Source organism: Aureimonas jatrophae (assembly GCF_900104035.1).
Lineage (GTDB): Bacteria > Pseudomonadota > Alphaproteobacteria > Rhizobiales > Rhizobiaceae > Aureimonas > Aureimonas jatrophae.
The window spans coordinates 829,030-847,295 of sequence record NZ_FNIT01000001.1; the positions used below are offsets into that span (position 1 = coordinate 829,030).

Consider the following 18,266-nt stretch of genomic DNA (forward strand, 5'->3'; position numbering starts at 1 on the left):
GGGGGGCGACGACCCGCCACGGCGATGGCCGGCTTGCGGACCGATCTTTCCACAGGCTGTCCACAGGTTGGCCGATCCGGGCGCCGGGAACCGGTCGCGGCGTTGACTTCGAACGGCTGGACGCGGAACAAAAAGGGAACATATCGCCCTGACGCCTCGTGATTCGCATCTGGACCGCGCCCATGCCGGACCCTTCTCCATCGCCTGTCTCGCTCGACGAGCTGCGCCGGCGCGTGCGCCGGCTGGAAGGAGCGCTCGCGCCCGGCCGCGATGTCCTGCCCTTCGGGGTGGAGGCGATCGACGAGCGGCTGCCGGGCGGCGGTCTGGTGCTCGGCGCGCTGCACGAGGTGGCGCCGGGGGGCGCGCGGCTGGCGGACCGCACGGCGGCGACGTTGTTTTGCGCCGGGATCGCGGCCCGCACACGCGGCTCCGTCCTGTGGTGCGTCGCGCGACAGGACCTGTTCGCGCCCGGCCTCCATCAGGCGGGCTTGGCTCACGGGCGCGTCCTCTTCGTGGAGGCGGGCGAGGACCGCGCGCTTCTCGCCTGCTTCGAGGAGGGGCTGCGCCACGGGGGGCTGGGCGCGGTGGTGGCCGAGGTCGCGCGCCTGCCTGCGACCGCCTCGCGCCGCCTGCAGCTCGCGGCCGAGCGCTCGGGCGTGCTCGCCCTCGCGCTGCGTCCCTCGCCCGAGGAGGACGCGGGCCTGCCCACCGCCTCGCTGACGCGCTGGCGCGTCGCCTCGCACGCCTCGCTGCCGCTTGCGGTTCCGGGCCTGGGAAGCGGGCGCTGGCGTCTGGAACTGGTGCGGTGCCGCGGGGGCGAGCCCGCCGCCTTTGAAGTGGAAGCCGTCGATGGGTCGGGTCGTCTCGCTGTTTCTGCCCCGCTGGCCGACCGATCGGCTGCGCCGCAAGTCGCCCGGCAGCGCGCCTGACGCCGAGACGCCGCTCGTGCTCGTCGAGCGCGAGGGCAACCGCCGCATCGTGCGGGCCGCCGACCGGCTCGCCGAGGCGGCGGGCCTGCGCGTCGGCCTGCCGGCCGCCAAGGCGCAGGCCATGGTGCCGGGGTTGGCGGTTCTGGAGACGGATGCGCGGGGCGATGCCGAGGCGCTGGAGCGCCTCGCGCTCTGGGCCCTGCGCTTCTCCCCCGTCGTCGCCGCCGACCCGCCGGACGGGCTGGTGATGGAGATCACGGGAACCGAGCATCTGCACGGCGACGAGGAGGCGCTTCTGCGTTGCCTCGTGGACCGGCTCCATGCTTCCGGCCTCGAGGCGCGCGCCGCGGTCGCCGACACCTGGGGCGCCGCCCATGCCGCGGCCCGCCACAGCGGTGCGCGCCTTGCGATCGTGGCGCCGGGCGAGACGCGCCAAGGCATAGAGCCGCTGCCCGTCGAGGCGCTGCGGCTCGATCCCGCGCACCTGCCGGAGTTGCGCCACCTCGGCCTCGTTCGCATCGGCGACCTTCTGCGCCAGCCGCGCGCGGGGCTGGCCCGGCGTTTCGGATCGCCGACCCTGCGCCGCCTCGACCAAGCGCTCGGTTCCGTGCCCGAGCCGATCGAGCCCGTGCGCGAGAGCGCGCCGGTCGAGGTGCGCCGCGTCTTCGCCGAGCCGATCTCGGCGCGCGAGACGATCGACCGCCACCTCGCCATCCTCATGGGACGTCTGTGCGCCGACATGGAGGCGCGCCGGCTCGGCGCGCGACGGCTCGACCTTCTCTTCGGCCGCGTCGACAACACGCGCCAGGTGCTGCGGGTCGGCACCGGCCGCCCGGTGCGTGATCCCGCCCATCTCCTGCGCCTGCTGGCCGAGCGGCTGGGCACGGTGGATCCGGGCTTCGGCATCGAGACCATGCGGCTCGCCGCCACCGGCACCGAGCCGTTGGCCGAGCGGCAGATCGCCACCGACCTGGGCGAGGAGGCGCCGGGGACGGTCGACCTCTCGGCGCTCGTCGACATCCTCGCGACGCGCGTCGGCGAGCGGCGCGTCTACCGCTTCGCCCCGGCGCAAAGCGACGTGCCCGAGCGCTCCGTGCGCCGCGTCGAGGCGCTCGCCCCCGACGACGGCGCGAGCTGGCACGACCGCTGGCCGCGCCCTGGGCGCCTCCTGCCGCGACCCCGGCCGATCCAGACGCTCGCCCTCCTGCCGGACCACCCGCCTGCCTCCTTCACGCTGGCGGGCACGCGCCACCGCGTGACGCGCGCCGACGGGCCCGAGCGCGTCTTCGGCGAATGGTGGCGCACCGAGCGCGAGACGGCGCTGTCGCGCGACTACTTCCGCGTCGAGACGGAAGGGGGCGAGCGCTACTGGATCTTCCGCGCGGGCGACGGCGAGCGCACCGAGACCGGCTCGGGCGCCTGGTTCCTCCACGGCGTGTTCGGATAGTGGACGCGCCCCGCTACGCCGAGCTCCAGGCGACCTCGCACTACTCGTTCCTGCGCGGCGCTTCCTCGCCCAACGAGCTGTTCGCGACCGCGAGCCTCATGGGCATCGAGGCCATGGCGGTGGTCGACCGCAACTCGCTGGCCGGAATCGTGCGGGCCAAGGTCGCCGCCGAGGTGACCGGCATCCGCCTCGTCGTGGGCTGCCGGCTGGACCTGGCGGACGCGCTGCCGGTGCTCGTCTATCCCACGACGCGCGCGGCCTACGGGCGCCTTTGCCGCCTGCTGACGCTCGGCAAGAGCCGCACCGGCAAGGGGCGCTGCATCCTGTTCTGGAGCGACCTCGCCGCTAGCCGCGAGGGGCTTCTCGCCGTGCTGGTGCCGGACGAGGCGGACGAGCGCCTGGCGGGCGAGCTCGCGCGCCTTGCCGATGCGTTCGGCGACCGGGCCTACATGGCGCTGACGCTGCGCCGACGGCCGAACGACCAGCTGCGCCTGCACGAGCTGTCGGGCCTGGCTCTGGCCGCCGGCGTGCGCACCGTCGTCACCAACGACGTCCTCTACCACGAGCCGGGCCGGCGCATCCTGCAGGACGTCGTCACCTGCATCCGCCATGGCGTGACGATCGACGAGGCGGGCTTCCTGCGCGAGCGCCACGCCGACCGCTACCTCAAGCCGCCCGCCGAGATGCACCGATTGTTCGCGCGCTATCCCGACGCGCTCGCCCGCACGCGCGAGATCGTCGCGCGCTGCCGCTTCTCGCTGAACGAGCTGGAGTACCAGTATCCCGAGGAGCGTCGCCATCCCGAGCTTTCTCCGCAGGAAACGCTGCGCAAGCTCGCCTTCGAGGGGGCGCGCTGGCGCTACGGCGAGAACGTGCCGGACAAGGTGATCCGGGCGCTCCGGCACGAGCTCGACCTGATCGAGAAGATGGACTACCCCCGCTACTTCCTGACCGTCGACAGTATCGTGCGCTTTGCCCGAAGCCAGGGCATCCTGTGCCAGGGCCGCGGCTCGGCGGCCAACTCCGCCGTCTGCTTCTGCCTCGGCATCACCTCGATCGACCCCACCGTTCACGACCTTCTGTTCGAGCGCTTCGTGTCGGAGAACCGCAACGAGCCGCCCGACATCGACGTCGACTTCGAGCACGAGCGGCGCGAGGAGGTGATCCAGTGGGTCTACGACACCTATGGGCGCGAGCGCGCCGCGCTCTGCTCGGTCGCCGTCACCTACCGTCCGCGCGGGGCGCTGCGCGACGTCGGCCGCGTGCTGGGCTTGCCGCCCGACCTTCTGCAGGCCCTGTCGCGCTCGGTCTGGAGCTGGTCGGAGGGGATCGAGGAGAAGCACGCGGCCGGGCTCAACCTGAACCTCGGCGACCGGCGCCTGCGATTGGCTCTCGAACTCGCCGAACAGCTGATCGGCACGCCCCGCCACCTGTCGCAGCATCCCGGCGGCTTCGTTCTGACCCGCGACCGGCTCGACGATCTCGTGCCGATCGAGCCCGCCGCCATGGCCGACCGGCAGGTGATCGAATGGGACAAGGACGACATCGACCACCTCAACTTCATGAAGGTCGACGTACTCGGGCTCGGCATGCTCTCGGTCCTGCGCCGTGCGCTGGCGATGATCGGACAGCACAAGAACGAGGCGCTGACGCTCGCCTCGATCCCACAAGGGGACGAGCCGACCTACGCGATGATCACCCGCGCCGATACGGTCGGCACGTTCCAGATCGAGTCGCGCGCGCAGATGTCGATGCTACCGCGCATGAAGCCGCGCGAGCTCTACGACCTCGTGATCCAGGTCGCGATCGTGCGCCCCGGCCCGATCCAGGGCGACATGGTGCACCCCTATCTCCGGCGGCGCGAGGGCAAGGAAACGCCGGAATATCCCAAGCCCGAACTCGAGGCCGTGCTCGGCAAGACGCTCGGCGTGCCGCTCTTTCAGGAGCAGGCCATGCGCGTCGCGATCGACTGCGCGGGCTTCACCGCCAACGAGGCCGACGAGCTGCGCCGCGCCATGGCGACCTTCAAGCTGACGGGCGGCGTGTCCCGGTTCCGCGACAAGCTGGTCCAGGGCATGATCGGCAACGGCTACGAGCGCGACTTCGCCGAGCGCATGTTCCGCCAGCTGGAAGGCTTCGGCTCCTACGGCTTTCCGGAAAGCCACGCGGCGTCCTTCGCGCTCCTCGCCTACGCCTCGGCCTGGATCAAGTGCCACCACCCGGACGTCTTCTGCGCGGCGCTCCTCAACTCGCAGCCCATGGGCTTCTACGCGCCGGCCCAGATCGTGCGCGACGCGGAGGCGCACGGCATCGTGGTGCGCCCCGTGTGCGTGAACCGCTCGGACTGGGATTGCACCCTGGAGCCCATGGGCGATGACCATGCGGTTCGGCTCGGCCTTCGCATGGTGAAGGGGCTGGCTCGGGCGCAGGCGGACCGCCTCGTCGCGGCGCGCGGGAGCGGCGCCTTCGGCAGCATCGAGGATCTGTGGCGGCGCGCGGGGACGCCTGCCGATGCGCTGCGCGAGCTGGCCGACGCCGACGCCTTTCGCGATGGTCTCGGCCTGTCGCGGCGCGAGGCGATCTGGGTGACGCGCGCGCTCGCCGACGAGCCGCTGCCGCTGTTTGCCGCCGCGGCTAAGGCGGCCGCGCGCGATGTCCCCGAGATCTGGGAAGCGCCGCCGCTCCTCCTGCCCATGCCGGAAGGAGGCGAGGTGGTGGCCGACTACGGCCATGTCGGCCTGTCGCTGCGCGCCCATCCGCTCGCCTTCCTGCGCGCCGATCTGAAGCGCCGACGCATGGTGACCTGCGCCGAGGCGATGGCGGCGCGCGACGGCGCATGGGTCGAGGTCGCGGGCCTCGCGCTCCTGCGACAGCGTCCGGGCTCGGCCAAGGGCACGATGTTCATGACGCTCGAGGACGAGACCGCGACCGCCAACCTCGTGATCTGGCCCAAGGTCTTCGAGGCGAACCGGCGCGCGATCCTCGGCTCGCATCTCGTCTCGGCGCGCGGGCGCATCCAGCGCCAGGGCCCGGTGGTGCATCTCGTGGTGCGGCGCCTGGCGGACCTGTCGGACGCGCTCAGCAGCGTCTCGGCGCGCGGACGCGCCGGAGACGCCCTCGCGCCGCCCTCGAATGCCAGCGGCCTGCGGATGAAGACGCGCGACTTCCGCTAGCTAGAACAGGTCGCCCTGCACGGCGTCGGCCTCGGCGCGCTGCTGCCGGCGCTTAGGGCGGGCGGGCCTGGCCGCCGGCGCGACGGCGATCGCCGCCGGCACCGCTTCCTCGCCGCCGCCCTCTGGCGGCTCGGCGCGCGCATCCACCGCGACCGCCGCGCGCCGGCGCCCGCGCGCAAATTCCAGCTCGAAGCGCGTGCCGGGCAGAAGATCCTCGGGCCGCGTGATCGGCATGTCCCCTTCGCCGCGCACGATCGCGTAGCCCCGCTCCAGGACGTTGCGCGGGTTGAGGCTGTCGGCCACGCGCCAGGCGTTGTTCAGCGTCCCGCGACGACGCTCCAGTGCGGTGAGCTGCGCCCGGTCCAGCCGGTCACCGAGGGTCAGGAGGCGGTGGCGCGCCTCGGCGCTGCGGCTGGCGACGGCGTTGGGCCGGAGGCTGGCACCGAGACGGTCGAGCCGGTGCCGACGCTCGGCCAGAAGGGCGCGCGCGCCCTGCAGGACCCGCGCCTCGGCATGGCGAAGGCTCGCGCGCTTCTCGCGCAGGCCCGCCTCGAGCTGGCCGGGCGCGAGCCCGGCCGCGATCTCGGACAGCGCTCGCCGACGCTCCGACAAGGACAAGCGCAGCGACCGGCCGAGCGAGCCCTCCGCCTCGTCGAGCCGGCGGCGGGGCAGGGCGAGGAGCGCATCGACGGTGGGCAGCGCGCGGGCGAGCGATACCAGCTGGCGCCGCTCGCCCTGGAGCGTGCGCGAGACCGCTGCACCCGAGCGGGCGCCGATCGCCGCCAGCGTCGCCACGAGGTCGGCGCGCACCGGCACCGCCATCTCGGCCGCGCCCGTCGGCGTCGGCGCCCGGCGGTCGGCCGCGTGGTCGATCAGGGTCCAGTCGGTCTCGTGGCCGACCGCGGAGATCAGCGGGATGTCGCTGGCCGCCGCGGCGCGCACCACGCTCTCGTCGTTGAAGCCCCAGAGGTCCTCGAGCGAGCCGCCGCCGCGCGCCACGATCAGCAGGTCGGGGCGCGGGATCGCGCCGCCGGGCTCGATCGCGTTGAAGCCTCGAATGGCCGCCGAAACCTCCTCGCCGCAGGTCTCGCCCTGCACGCGCACCGGCCAGACCAGGAGATGCAGCGGAAAGCGGTCGGCGATGCGGTGGCGGATGTCGCGGATCACCGCGCCGGTCGGCGAGGTGACGATGCCGATGACGCGCGGCAGGAAGGGCAGGGGACGCTTGCGCGCCTGCGCGAACAGGCCCTCGGCCTCCAGCTTCAGGCGTCGCTCGTTGAGCAGCGCCATCAGGGCGCCGGCGCCCGCCGGCTCCATCTGCTCGATCACGATCTGGTACTTGGACGAGCCCGGGAAGGTCGTGAGCTTGCCGGTGGCGATGACCTCCAGCCCTTCTTCGGGCTTGAAGGCGATCTTCAGCATGGAGCCGCGCCAGATCACGGCCTCGAGCCGGGACTTGTCGTCCTTGAGGGCGAAATAGGCGTGGCCCGAGGAATGGGGGCCGCGATAGCCCGAGATCTCGCCGCGCACGCGCACATGCCCGAAGGCGTCCTCGACCGTGCGCTTCAGCGCGCCCGAGATTTCCGAGACCGTATACTCGGCGGCGTTCGTGCCGGCGGGCTCGGCCGCGGCCGCCCGGGCCGTCGTGCGGGCGCTCACCATGCGGCCACCGCTTCGGCGCGCGGCCGGACCGCACGGCCGGCCAGCGAGGCCGACACGCGCGGAGCCGGCAGGACGGGCTCGGTCACGAGGTTGCGCAACGAGGCGCGGATATGGTCGACAAGCGCGGCCGCCGCCGGCGAGCCGGCGTTGCGCCCCAGCATCACCGCGATCTGCGCGTCCGACAGCGCCGGAAACCCGTCCGCCTCGCCGAGCACCCGCATGCCGGGGCGTAGCGCGCATTCCGGCAGGACGCTGACGGCCAGGCCGGCGAGCACCGCCGAAGTCACGATCTGCGCCGACCAGGACGTGAACAGGATGCGGTGCGGCCGGCCGATCCGGTTCAGCGCCGCGATGCCCTCCTGGCGCCAGGCGCAGTCCGCGCGGCCGATGGCGAGCGGCAGCACCGGCTCCTCGTGCGTGGAATGGGCGGCGGAGGTCACGAAGTGCAGTGGCTCGGTGCGCACGATCTCCGACCAGGCGTTGGTGCGGGTCGGGCAGACGAGCGCGACGTCGAGGTGCCCCTTCTCGACATGCTCGATCAGGCTCGTCGTCGTCTCGCAGGCGATCTGCAGCTCGACGCGCGGGTTGGAGCGCACGAAGCGCGCCATGATCTCGGGCAGGAACCGCTCGGCATAGTCGTCCGGCAGGCCGATGCGCACGTGGCCCTCGATCGTCTCCTCGTCGAAGGCCGACAGCGTCTCCTGGCTGAGAACCAGCATGCGGCGGGCATAGCCCAGAAGCCGTGCGCCCGCATCGGTCAGCTTCACCTGCCGCCCCGAGCGCTCGAAGAGCTCCGTTCCCAGACGCTCCTCCAGGCGGCGGACCTGCATGGACACGGCCGACTGCGTCTTGAACACCTCCTCCGCCGCGCGGGTGAAGGAACCGGCGTCCACGATCGCCACGAAGGTGCGGAGCTGGTCGAGATCGAGAGGGGTCGCCATGGCGTTCATCCATCACGGTATCTGATGCAGACCATTCCAAACATTCGTTGGTCTGATCCGTCAAGCGGTTCTATCTCATTCTCAGCCCGACCGATGCGGCGTTCTTTTCCACCTCCCGGAACTCCCGTCCGGGCGGCCCGGCGAAGCTCTGTCCGAACGGTCCCGTTACCCCCCGGCCCAAGGAGATCCAGGCCATGTCGCTCGTCTCGCCCGCTTCCGAACTGTCGCTGTCCGCGCTCCTGCGCGCACCCGCCACCCTCGTCCAGGTCGCCCGCGCCATGGTGCGCACGCTCGTGAACCGACGCGCCGCCTATCGCGTCTCGGAACTGCCGGACTACCTCCTGACCGACATCGGCCTGAAGCGCGACGACGTTCATGCCGCGATGAACGCCGACTGGCGCGAGGATCCGACCCTCCGGATGGCGATCAGCGCCCAGAAGCGCCGGGCGCCGGTGCGGTCCGTCCGCCGGCCCTGAGGCCGCTGCACGCGACACGAAAAAGGCCCGCGCCGGCAGTCCCGGCGCGGGCCTTTTTGCATGGAGACGGCTGCCGTCAGGCGTCTTCGGATACGGTCTCGGCCGCCTGCGTGTCGGTGTAGGTCGCCAGCACCTTGTCGATGCGCCGGCCGTCGAGGTCCACGACCTCGAAGCGCCAATGGCCGTAGCGGATCGCCTCGCCGGCCTCGGGGATGTGGCCGAACTGATCGAGGATGAAGCCCGCGAGCGTCTCGTAGTCGCGCTCCTCGGGCAGGTTGGCGTTGCCGAGCGCGCGCTCGACGTCGTCGATCGGCATGCCGCCGTCGATCAGGAACGAGCCGTCCTCGCGCTTGACCACCGCGTATTCGTCGTCCGATCCCTCGGGCAGGGCGCCCGAGATCGCGGCGAGGATGTCGGTCGGCGTCACGAGGCCCTCGAACGAGCCGTACTCGTCGAGCACGATCGCCATGTGGATGTTGGCGGTGCGGAAGCGCTCCAGGAGCTTGAGCACCGGCATGGTCTCGTTGACGTAGAGCGGCTCGCGCACGGCGGCGCGGATGTCGACCGAGCCCGTGCGCCGGTACTGGTCGAGAAGCTCCTTGGCCTGCACGACGCCCACGAGGTCGTCGATGTCCTCGTTGGCGACGGGAAAGCGCGAATGGCCGCTCGAATGGATCTCGTCGAGGATCGCGATCGGGTCGTCGGCGAGCGACACCCAGGACACGTCGGGGCGCGGTACCATGATGGAGCGGGCGTTGCGGTCGGCGATGCGCAGGACGCCTTCCAGCATCTCGCGCTCCTTCTCCTCGAAGACGCCCGACTCGGTGCCCTCGGCGATCATCGCCTTGACCTCCTCCTCGGTCACCGAGTTCTCGGTCGTGGCGTTGGCGCCGACCAGCTTGCCGACGGCCTCGGTGGACACTCGCAGGAACCAGACGATCGGCGCGCCGATCATCGACAGGAAGCGCATGAACGGCGCGACGAAGCAGGCGATGCCCTCGGGATGGGCCAGGGCGAAGCGCTTGGGAACGAGCTCGCCCAGGATCAGCGAGAAGTAGGTGATCAGAACGACCACCAGCGCGAAGGCGGCGGTCTCGGCCGAGGCCGCGGGAACGCCCAGGGACTGGAGAAGCGAGGCGACCGGCGCGGAGAAGACCGAGCCGCCGTAGGCACCCGCGAAGATGCCGACGAGTGTGATGCCGACCTGGACCGTGGACAGGAAGCCGGTGGGATCCTCCACCAGCTTCAGGGCGGCGTTCGCCCCTCTCCGCCCGTTCTGCGCCATCTGCTGGAGCCGGATACGGCGGGACGACACCACCGCCAATTCCGACATTGCAAAGAACCCGTTCAGAAGAATCAGGAAAACGACGATCAGAAGGTTGAAGATCAGCATCCGGTGTCCGTGGGAGCGCGTCGGGCCCCCTGTTTCATCCGGCCGCAGTATAGGGTCTGGCTTGCCTTCACTCCATGGGGCAGGCCGCGAAACTTTCGTTGACCGGACGCGCGCCGGTTTTCATCAAGACTTGGATGACTTCTCGAAGCGCGAAAAGAGAGCCATCATGTCTCTGACCGCTTCGGCCTGCGCGGCCTGCGCATCCGACATCATGTCCCAGAACGAGGGGGGCGCTGCGCCCGCGCGCGGCGGCGACGACGCCGAACGCTTCGGGGCGGGCGCGGGCTGGAACAGGCTCGCGAACATGGCGAAGGGATCGGCGGCCGGCGGTGCGGCGCCCGCGGCGCCCGGCCAGCTCATCCAGGGAAGGCCGAGGCGCATCGCATCGGCGAAGAACGGCATGGACCCGGCGCCGGCGGTGCTTCCCGAGGGCCGGTTGAAGGCTTCCACCGCCGCCGCCGAGCGCTTCAGGGCCTCGGCCAGCGCCTGTCCCGCGTTGTCGGTCGGATAGTGGCGGCCCGCCATGCCGAGCATCGACTGGATCGTCAGTGCGCCGAGCGCGGGCATCATGGTCTGGATGACGTCCGGCGTCTGGCCGGTCAGGGCCGAGGCGCGCCGCGCCACCGCGTCGGACAGTTCCGGGCCGAACAGGGCATCCAGGAGACGCCGGCCGTCCGCCATGGACGGCACGGCACCGGTGCCCGGCACAAAGGCCTCAGCCGCCTGCGTGACGTCGGCCCAAGCCGCCGGATCGCCCATCGCCCGCCGAAGGCCCAGCATGAAGGCGGGCACCAGCGCGTCGGTCGTGGCGCGCATCTCCTCCTGGCTCAGCCGGAAGCGCTCTGCCAGGCGATCGGTCGCCTGTCCCGCGTCGGCCGCGCTCAGCCAGTCGAAGAAGTCGGGCATGGTGTCGAAGCCTTTCGGTGCGTGGAAAGGCCGAGTGTGGGGCCAACCGTGGTCCGCTGCCAAGGGCATGGCGGCCCACAAGCGGGCGGGACGGCGGGATCAGTAGGTCAGGTGGCGGAAAAGCGGCTCCATGCGCCGCTCCCAGGGTCCCTCGAACCGGCGCAGGAGCTCCTGCGCGGGCGTCGTTCCGCGCGCGGCCGTGTCCTCGAGCGGGGCCAGGAAGATCGTCTCGTCGAGACCGTCGCTGTTGAGCCGGTTGCGCCGCTCGAGGCCGCCCCGCGAGATCCCCAGCGCCTTGCGGGCGAGTTGGAGCGCCGTGCCGCCGCGGAACGGCGCGTCGAGACCCCGTTCGGGAACCGCCGCGCGCAGCGCCGCCACCTCCTCGAAGCCCCAGTCCCGCGTCATCGCCTCTGCTTCGGCCAGCGCATCCTCGTCGTAGAGAAGGCCGACCCAGAAGGCGGGCAGGGCGCAGATATCGCGCCACGGACCGCCGTCGGCGCCGCGCATCTCCAAGAAGCGCTTGAGGCGCACGTCCGGGAAGAGGGTGGAGAGATGGTTGGTCCAGTCGCCGAGCGTCGGCTCGGAATGCGGGAAGCGCCCCTGGCCCGCGCCGTCCAGGAACTGGCGGAAGGTGATGTCGGTGCAGTCGTGATAGCGCCCCTCGCGCGTCACGAAGTACATCGGCACGTCCAGCGCCCAGTCCACGTAGTCGCGGTAGCCGAAGCCCGGCTCGAAGGCGGCCGGCAGGAGGCCCGAGCGCCGGTTGTCGACGTCGCGCCACACGCCGCAGCGCCAGGACTGCTCGCCGTTCGGGGCGCCGTCCGTGAAGGGCGAGTTGGCGAACAGCGCCGAGGCCACGGGCTGCAGGCGCAGCGACACCGCCATCTTGCGCGCCATGTCGCGCTCCGAGGAGAAGTCGAGGTTCACCTGGATCGTGGTGGTGCGGAACATCATGTCGAGACCGCGCGTGCCGACGCGCGGCATGTAGCGCTCCATGATGGCGTAGCGGGACTTGGGCATGCGCGGCGTCTCGTCGAGGCGCCACAAGGGACTCGAGCCGAGGCCGAGAAAGTGCATGCCGAGCGGCTCGGCGACGCGTCGAGCCTGCGCGAGATGACGATTCGACTCCGCGCAGGTCTGGTGGATGGTTTCCAAAGGGGCGCCCGACAGCTCGAACTGTCCGCCCGGCTCCAGCGAGATCGCACCCTCTCCGTCGCCTCCGGCCAGACCGATGATGCGTCCCTCGTCGAGGATCGGCTCCCAGCCGGTCTCGGCTCCCATGCCCTCCAGAAGCGCCCGGATGCCGGTCTCGCCCTCGTAGGGCACGGGCGACAGGTCGGCGGGGCGGAACGGAAACTTCTCGTGCTCGGTGCCGATCCGGAACTCGGCGGGCGGACGCTCGCCCGAGCGGATGTGGTCGACGAGCTCGTCGATCGCTTGGATGGGCGTCAGGTCGCTGGTGTCGCGCGCCATGGGAAGCTCCGGCCGGAAGAACTGTCGAGGTCAGCGCCGGCGGAGCCGGACGGCGGAAAGGGTGTCTGCGGCGATTCCGGCCCTGGCGCAAGGGCGGAGCCGGCGAACGGTGCGGTCGCGCATGGGGATCAGCCCGTCCGCCAGTCGCCGGCCGCCGCCTGTACCACCGCAAGGGCGGCCACCGCCGCCGTATCGGCTCGCAGGATGCGGGGCCCGAGCGAGATGGCGCGCGCGAAGGGAAGAGCGAGCAGAAGGGTGCGCTCGGGCTCGGAGAACCCGCCCTCCGGCCCGATCAGGAGCGCGAGCGGCCGGCCGGCCAGGGGCGACAGAGCCGCGAGGGGCGATGCGCTCTCCGCCCGCTCGTCGCAGAACAGGAGCGTGCGTCCCGCGTCCCAGCCGCCCAGCACCGCGTCGAGGCGCCGCATCTCGCGGCATTCCGGCACATGAAGGACGCCGCACTGCTCGGCGGCCTCGATCGCGTTGGCGCGCGCGCGCTCGGCGTTGAAGCGGGGAGCCTGCGTGTGCTGGGTCTGGACCGGCTGGAGGATGCCCGCGCCCATCTCCACGGCCTTCTGGACGGTGTAGTCGAGCCGCGCCGACTTCAGGGGAGCGAAGAGGTAGACGAGGTCGGGGGCGGGCGGCTGCGGGCGCGTTTGCGCCTCGACCGCGATGCGGACCCGCCGCTTGCCCTCGCGGCGCAGCCGGGCCTGCCACTCCCCCGCGCGGCCGTTGAACACGAGGATCAGAGCCTCGTCCTCCAGACGCAGGACGTTCAAGAGGTAGTTGGTCTGGCCCGCGTCCGCCTCGATCTCGGTCCCGGCGGCCAGGTCCGCCTCGAGGAAGAGGCGCGTTCCCCTGAATTCGTAGTCGGGCATTTCGTCTCGCCACCTGCCGGGAAACCTTTGCGCGGCACTTCCCGTTGCGACCGCGACCCGCGACGCGGCGCCTATCGGAGGCACCGCCCGCCTGACCGCTTTCTAGGGGCGGCGCGACCGCTTTCCAGGGAGCCGCGCTCCGGTGGTCGGGCGACGGGCACGAACACGGGAACCGAAGAGAATGGATCTACGCATCAAGGGACGCACCGCCCTCATCACGGGCGCGTCGGGTGGCATGGGCTGGGCGGTCGCCAAGATCCTGGCCGAGGAAGGCGTCCGCCTCGTGTTGACCGACAAGGACGTCAAGGGCATCGAGGAGGAGGTTCTGCAATTGGGCACCGAGGCCTTCGCGGTGGGCGCCGACATGACCGTGGGCGCGGAGGTGGACGCGGTGGTCCGCCAGGCCGCCGATCGCTTCGGGGCGGTCGACATCGTGGTCCATACGAGCGGCATCACGGGCGAAAAGGGCGACCCGCTCGAGATGCGCGACGAGGATTATCTCGAAGCCTACCAGAACGACTTCTTGTCGGCGGTGCGCGTGGCGCGCGCCACGATCCCGGCCATGAAGGCGCGCGGGTGGGGCCGCTTCGTCGCGGTGGTGTCCGAGAACGCCACCCAGCCCTACTGGGAGGAGGCGACCTACAACACCGCCAAGGCCGCGCTCTCGGTGTTCGTGAAGGGACTTTCCTACAAGGCGGCCGCGGACGGGGTCCTGTGCAACACGGTCTCGCCCGCCTTTATCGCGACCGACATGACCGACGAGATGATGCAGAAGCGCGCCAAGGAGAAGGGCGTCTCGTTCGAGGAGGCGATCGAAAGCTTCCTGGAGGAGGAGCGGCCCGGCATCGTCCAGAAGCGGCGCGGCGAGGCCGACGAGGTGGCCGCTGCCATTGCCCTCCTCGTCTCGGAGCGCGCCTCGTTCATCAACGGCGCCAACATCCGCGTCGACGGCGGCTCGGTGCAGGCCGTGCAGAACTAGTGCAGAAGACGTCTTCGTTCGCGGCTTCCGTAAGGGCCGCGAACGCTTTCTTGAGACACGCCATGCCAAGGATCGTCGCGTTAGTCGCTCGGTCCTGAAGGCATCCCACCATGATTCCAGCGTCCTCGATTCCGGTCGCCGGTTCCCGGTCCGGCTTCCGTCTGGACTGGGGACTTCTGAAATACGGTCTGCGCCGCGATGCGCCGATCCATATGGTCGTACTTATGTTCGCGGCGGTTCTCTGGCCGTTCATCGGAGCCCACCCGATGGAGTGGTTGCTCACGCTGATCTCGCGCTTCACCAATTTTCTGCTTCTGTCGCTCGTGACCGCGATTGCCCTGCGGTTCTGTGTCTACGTCTCCCACCTGCGCCCCGCGAGCCCGATCCGTCAGCTCGTGGCGGATGCCGGCGAGGGCATGCGCGACGGGTTTCTGGAGCGGTGGCTGCCGTTGGCGCTGACCAGCGCGATCTTCATGGTCTGCTTCGCGCAGTTCAAGGCCAACATTCCCGAACTGACCGACGGCTTTCCGTGGGACGCAACTCTGGCCGCATGGGACCGGTCGCTTCACTTCGGTCGGCAGCCATGGGAATGGCTGCAGCCCCTGCTCGGATGGCCCGTCGTCACGTTCCTCATCAATCTGAACTACAACATGTGGTTCTTCTTCATGTGGGGCATGTTCTTCGTGTTTGCGGCTCAGGCGAGCGGTGCGACGGGACGCACCCGCTTTCTTCTCACCTTCTTTCTGACCTGGGCGATCGCCGGCAACCTCCTGGCCTTGACTCTATCTTCGGCGGGACCCTGCTACTACGCGCTCACCGTGGGAGGGGCTGACCCCTATGCGGGGCTGATGGCCTATCTGCGCCAGGCCGATACGGTGTTTCCGATCTGGGCGCTCGATGTACAGGACATTCTGTGGGCGCATTATCAAAGCGGCGACGCCGATCTCGGCATCTCGGCCATGCCCAGCCTCCACAACGCGATGGCTTTCCTGATGGTGCTGGCGTCCCGTGACCTCCACCCCCGCCTGCGTCCCTGGCTTGTCGCCCACATGGTGCTGGTGTTCGTTGGCTCGATTCATCTCGGCTGGCACTATGCGCTGGACGCCTACGTCTCGTTCGCCGTGACCGGAGCGATCTGGCTCGCGGTCACGCCCTTCGCCCGGCGCTGGGACGCGCGCTTTGCGACCGCAGCCGTCTAGGCGCGGACGCGCCGAGACCATTTGCGGCTTCGCATCCGCCGGCATCCCGCGTTAGGATCGTTCCAAAAGATCCCGGGAGGTCGCCCATGACCATCGCCATGCCCAAGCCCGATCCCGCGATTCTGGCGCGCCGCCATGAGATCGCCGAGGCCATGCGGCGCATCGTGCCGGGCGAGGGCGTGGTCGCCGAGCCGGTGGAGATGCGGGTCTTCGAGACCGACGCGCTCACCGCCTACCGCCAGATGCCGCTCTGCGTCGTTCTGCCGGAGACCGTGCCGCAGGTGCAGGCGATCCTGCGCTGGTGCCACGAGAACCGCGTGCCGGTCGTGCCGCGCGGCTCGGGCACCTCGCTGTCCGGCGGCTCGCTGCCGCTGGAGGACGGCGTCCTCCTCGTCCTGTCGCGCTTCAACCGCATCCTGGAGATCGATCTCGACAACCGCTGCGTCGTCGCGCAGCCCGGCGTCACCAACCTCGGCATCACGCGCGCGGTGGAGCACGCCGGCTTCTACTACGCGCCCGACCCGTCCTCGCAGATCGCCTGCTCGATCGGCGGCAACGTCGCGGAGAACTCGGGCGGCGTCCACTGCCTGAAATACGGCCTTACCGCCAACAACGTGTTGGGCGTCGAACTCGTCACGATGGAAGGCGAGGTGGTGCGCTTAGGGGGCAAGCACCTCGATGCCGAGGGCTACGATCTTCTCGGCCTCGTCACCGGCTCGGAGGGGCTTCTTGGCGTCGTGACCGAGGTGACGGTCCGCGTCCTCCAGGCGCCCGAGACGGCGCGCGCCGTGCTGATCGGCTTTCCCACCAGCGAGCAGGCCGGTGCGTGCGTCGCCGCCATCATCGCCCGGGGCATCATTCCCGGCGGCATGGAGATGATGGACCGTCCCGCGATCCATGCGGCGGAGGACTTCGTCCATGCCGGCTATCCCCGCGACGTCGAGGCGCTTCTGATCGTCGAGCTCGACGGGCCGGCGGTCGAGGTCGACCATCTCCTCGCCGAGGTCGAGGGCATCGCGTCCGCCAACGGTGCCACCACCGCGCGCGTCTCGCAGTCCGATGCCGAGCGTCTGAGCTTCTGGGCGGGGCGAAAGGCGGCCTTTCCGGCGGTCGGGCGCATCTCGCCCGACTATCTCTGCATGGACGGCACGATCCCGCGCCGCGAGCTGCCGCGTGTTCTCGCCGGCATGAAGGCGCTGTCGGAGCGCTACGGGCTCGCCGTCGCCAACGTCTTCCATGCGGGCGACGGCAACCTTCACCCACTGATCCTCTACGATGCCTCGAAGGACGGCGAGCTGCAGCGCGCCGAGGACTTCGGCGCCGACATCCTGCGCCTGTGCGTCGAGGTCGGCGGGGTGCTGACCGGCGAGCACGGGGTCGGCATCGAGAAGCGCGACCTCATGTCCGAGATGTTCGGCGAGGACGACCTTCGCCACCAGATCCGCGTGAAGTGCGCCTTCGACGATCGGCACCTCCTCAACCCCGGCAAGGTGTTTCCCGTGCTGCACCGCTGCGCCGAGCTCGGCCGCCTCCACGTCCACAAGGGAAAGCTGCCCTTTCCCGAACTGCCGCGGTTCTGACCGTTGAGCGCGATGGTGGAAACGCGGGCGTCCGAGCGCCTCATGCCGGGTACGGCCGAGGACGTGCGCGCGATCGTGGCCGACGCGGTGGCGCAGGGCACGCCGCTCGCGGTCGAGGGCACCGGCTCGAAGGGCGGGCTCGGCAGGCCCGTCCAGGTGGCCCGCACCCTGTCCACCGCCGGGCTGTCGGGCATCCTTTTCTACGAGCCGGAGGAGCTGGTTCTGTCCGCGCGCGCGGGAACGCCGCTCGCCGAGATCGAGGCGCTCCTGTCGAGCCGCGGCCAGCGCCTCGACTTCGAGCCGATGGACTACGGCCCGCTCCACGGACGGGCGCGGGGGGAGGGCACGCTCGGCGGGCTCCTGGCCTGCAACCTGTCGGGGCCGCGTCGCATCAAGGCGGGGGCTGCGCGCGATCATGTTCTCGGCATCGAGGCGGTGTCGGGCCGGGGCGAGATCTTCCGCAGCGGCGGACGCGTCGTGAAGAACGTCACGGGCTACGACCTGTCCAAGGGCATGGCCGGCTCGTTCGGCACGCTCGCCGTCCTCACCGAGGTCACGATCAAGGTCCTGCCGGCTAGCGCGACCGAGACGACGCTGCTCCTGCGCGGTCTCGACGACGAGCAGGCGGCGGGTGCGATGGCGGGCGCCATGGGCTCCTCGGCGGAAGCGTCGGGCGCCGCCCACCTTCCCTACGACGTCGCAGGCCGCGTCGTGGACGGCGCGCTCGGCCGGGCGCCCGCGACCGCGATCCGCCTGGAGGGCATCGCGCCGTCGGTGGCGGCGCGCGCCGACCATCTGGCACGCGGCCTGGAGCGCCTGGGAAGCCTGGAGCGGCTGGAGGGGGAGGCCTCGGTCCGCTTCTGGCGCGACGTGCGCGACGCAAGACCCTTCGCCGACGGGACCGAGCGCCCGGTCTGGCGCGTGTCGCTCGCCCCGACCCATGCACCGGCCTTCGTCATGGACCTGCGCATGGGGGCGGGCACGGATGCCTTCTACGACTGGCAGGGCGGCCTCGTCTGGCTGCGCATGGAGGCGGGCGCGGACGAGGCGCTGGTGCGCGGTCTCGTCGCGCGCCATGGCGGGGGCCACGCGACCCTGGTGCGCGCGAGCGTGGCCGAGCGCGCCGCAACGCCGGTCTTTCAGCCGCAACCGGCCGCGCTGGCCGCGCTCTCGGCTCGGCTCAAGCACCAGTTCGATCCGGCCGGCGTGCTGAATCCGGGACGAATGGGGTAG

14 protein-coding genes are annotated in these 18,266 nt (G+C 71.0%); 8 read left to right on the forward strand and 6 right to left on the reverse strand.

Going from position 1 to position 18,266, the window contains the following annotated elements; translation table 11 throughout:
• Positions 1-182 precede the first annotated feature (182 nt).
• From BLQ76_RS04090 to BLQ76_RS04100, 3 genes are read left to right on the forward strand one after another with little or no spacing between them, the layout of a single operon-like run.
• Positions 183-929, forward strand: a complete 747-nt coding sequence (locus BLQ76_RS04090) for an ImuA family protein (protein WP_090669630.1) — start codon at positions 183-185, stop codon at positions 927-929.
• On the forward strand, positions 850-2,376 hold the full coding sequence (locus BLQ76_RS04095; protein ID WP_090669141.1) for a Y-family DNA polymerase: 1,527 nt from the start codon (positions 850-852) through the stop codon (positions 2,374-2,376). Before BLQ76_RS04090 ends, BLQ76_RS04095 begins: the two co-directional genes overlap by 80 nt.
• Positions 2,376-5,549, forward strand: a complete 3,174-nt coding sequence (locus tag BLQ76_RS04100) for an error-prone DNA polymerase (RefSeq protein ID WP_090669144.1) — start codon at positions 2,376-2,378, stop codon at positions 5,547-5,549. Before BLQ76_RS04095 ends, BLQ76_RS04100 begins: the two co-directional genes overlap by 1 nt.
• Here BLQ76_RS04100 and xseA read toward each other — a convergent pair whose 3' ends face one another.
• Together xseA and BLQ76_RS04110 are read right to left on the reverse strand one after the other, a co-directional pair.
• Positions 5,550-7,211 carry an exodeoxyribonuclease VII large subunit gene (gene xseA / locus BLQ76_RS04105; RefSeq protein ID WP_090669146.1) on the reverse strand — a complete coding sequence of 554 codons (1,662 nt, stop codon included), beginning with the start codon at positions 7,209-7,211 and terminating at the stop codon, positions 5,550-5,552.
• Positions 7,205-8,152: a LysR substrate-binding domain-containing protein gene (locus BLQ76_RS04110; protein ID WP_090669633.1), complete on the reverse strand. Its 948-nt coding sequence runs from the start codon at positions 8,150-8,152 to the stop codon at positions 7,205-7,207. Before BLQ76_RS04110 ends, xseA begins: the two co-directional genes overlap by 7 nt.
• Before the next feature lie 194 nt (positions 8,153-8,346).
• On the opposite strand from BLQ76_RS04110, the gene BLQ76_RS04115 reads away from it, so the two are divergent.
• Complete coding sequence (locus BLQ76_RS04115; RefSeq protein ID WP_244519461.1) at positions 8,347-8,628, forward strand: DUF1127 domain-containing protein; 282 nt, start codon at positions 8,347-8,349, stop codon at positions 8,626-8,628.
• 76 nt (positions 8,629-8,704) lie between these two features.
• Here the strand turns inward: BLQ76_RS04115 and BLQ76_RS04120 are convergent, their stop codons facing one another.
• The 4 genes from BLQ76_RS04120 to BLQ76_RS04135 form a co-directional block, all read right to left on the reverse strand.
• Positions 8,705-10,021, reverse strand: coding sequence for a hemolysin family protein (locus tag BLQ76_RS04120; RefSeq protein ID WP_090669149.1), 1,317 nt, complete (start codon positions 10,019-10,021; stop codon positions 8,705-8,707).
• Positions 10,022-10,144: 123 nt separating this feature from the next.
• Positions 10,145-10,927: a DUF937 domain-containing protein gene (locus BLQ76_RS04125; RefSeq protein WP_090669152.1), complete on the reverse strand. Its 783-nt coding sequence runs from the start codon at positions 10,925-10,927 to the stop codon at positions 10,145-10,147.
• 99 nt (positions 10,928-11,026) lie between these two features.
• The gene (locus tag BLQ76_RS04130) at positions 11,027-12,400 is read right to left on the reverse strand and encodes a glutamate--cysteine ligase (protein WP_090669154.1); all 1,374 of its coding nucleotides are present in this window, start codon (positions 12,398-12,400) and stop codon (positions 11,027-11,029) included.
• Positions 12,401-12,528: 128 nt separating this feature from the next.
• Positions 12,529-13,275, reverse strand: a complete 747-nt coding sequence (locus BLQ76_RS04135) for a 16S rRNA (uracil(1498)-N(3))-methyltransferase (RefSeq protein ID WP_090669157.1) — start codon at positions 13,273-13,275, stop codon at positions 12,529-12,531.
• A 181-nt stretch (positions 13,276-13,456) separates the two neighbouring features.
• Between BLQ76_RS04135 and BLQ76_RS04140 the strand changes: the two genes are divergently transcribed.
• From BLQ76_RS04140 to glcE, 4 genes are all read left to right on the forward strand, one after another.
• Positions 13,457-14,254: an SDR family oxidoreductase gene (locus BLQ76_RS04140; protein WP_090669160.1), complete on the forward strand. Its 798-nt coding sequence runs from the start codon at positions 13,457-13,459 to the stop codon at positions 14,252-14,254.
• 110 nt (positions 14,255-14,364) lie between these two features.
• Positions 14,365-15,453 (forward strand): phosphatase PAP2 family protein, encoded by a 1,089-nt coding sequence (locus tag BLQ76_RS04145; protein ID WP_090669163.1) that lies wholly within the window; start codon positions 14,365-14,367, stop codon positions 15,451-15,453.
• A gap of 86 nt (positions 15,454-15,539) precedes the next feature.
• The gene (locus BLQ76_RS04150) at positions 15,540-17,033 is read left to right on the forward strand and encodes an FAD-linked oxidase C-terminal domain-containing protein (RefSeq protein ID WP_090669166.1); all 1,494 of its coding nucleotides are present in this window, start codon (positions 15,540-15,542) and stop codon (positions 17,031-17,033) included.
• A gap of 12 nt (positions 17,034-17,045) precedes the next feature.
• On the forward strand, positions 17,046-18,266 hold the full coding sequence (gene glcE / locus BLQ76_RS04155) for a glycolate oxidase subunit GlcE (protein WP_090669168.1): 1,221 nt from the start codon (positions 17,046-17,048) through the stop codon (positions 18,264-18,266).

Coding starts and splice junctions, on each gene's coding strand:
- glcE (WP_090669168.1), top strand. CDS start 17,046: ATGGTGGAAACGCGGGCGTCCGAGCGCCTCATGCCGGGTACGGCCGAG.
- xseA (WP_090669146.1), bottom strand. CDS start 7,211: ATGGTGAGCGCCCGCACGACGGCCCGGGCGGCCGCGGCCGAGCCCGCC.
- BLQ76_RS04130 (WP_090669154.1), bottom strand. CDS start 12,400: ATGGCGCGCGACACCAGCGACCTGACGCCCATCCAAGCGATCGACGAG.
- BLQ76_RS04140 (WP_090669160.1), top strand. CDS start 13,457: ATGGATCTACGCATCAAGGGACGCACCGCCCTCATCACGGGCGCGTCG.
- BLQ76_RS04090 (WP_090669630.1), top strand. CDS start 183: ATGCCGGACCCTTCTCCATCGCCTGTCTCGCTCGACGAGCTGCGCCGG.
- BLQ76_RS04135 (WP_090669157.1), bottom strand. CDS start 13,275: ATGCCCGACTACGAATTCAGGGGAACGCGCCTCTTCCTCGAGGCGGAC.
- BLQ76_RS04150 (WP_090669166.1), top strand. CDS start 15,540: ATGACCATCGCCATGCCCAAGCCCGATCCCGCGATTCTGGCGCGCCGC.
- BLQ76_RS04145 (WP_090669163.1), top strand. CDS start 14,365: ATGATTCCAGCGTCCTCGATTCCGGTCGCCGGTTCCCGGTCCGGCTTC.
- BLQ76_RS04120 (WP_090669149.1), bottom strand. CDS start 10,021: ATGCTGATCTTCAACCTTCTGATCGTCGTTTTCCTGATTCTTCTGAAC.
- BLQ76_RS04115 (WP_244519461.1), top strand. CDS start 8,347: ATGTCGCTCGTCTCGCCCGCTTCCGAACTGTCGCTGTCCGCGCTCCTG.
- BLQ76_RS04110 (WP_090669633.1), bottom strand. CDS start 8,152: ATGGCGACCCCTCTCGATCTCGACCAGCTCCGCACCTTCGTGGCGATC.
- BLQ76_RS04125 (WP_090669152.1), bottom strand. CDS start 10,927: ATGCCCGACTTCTTCGACTGGCTGAGCGCGGCCGACGCGGGACAGGCG.
- BLQ76_RS04095 (WP_090669141.1), top strand. CDS start 850: ATGGGTCGGGTCGTCTCGCTGTTTCTGCCCCGCTGGCCGACCGATCGG.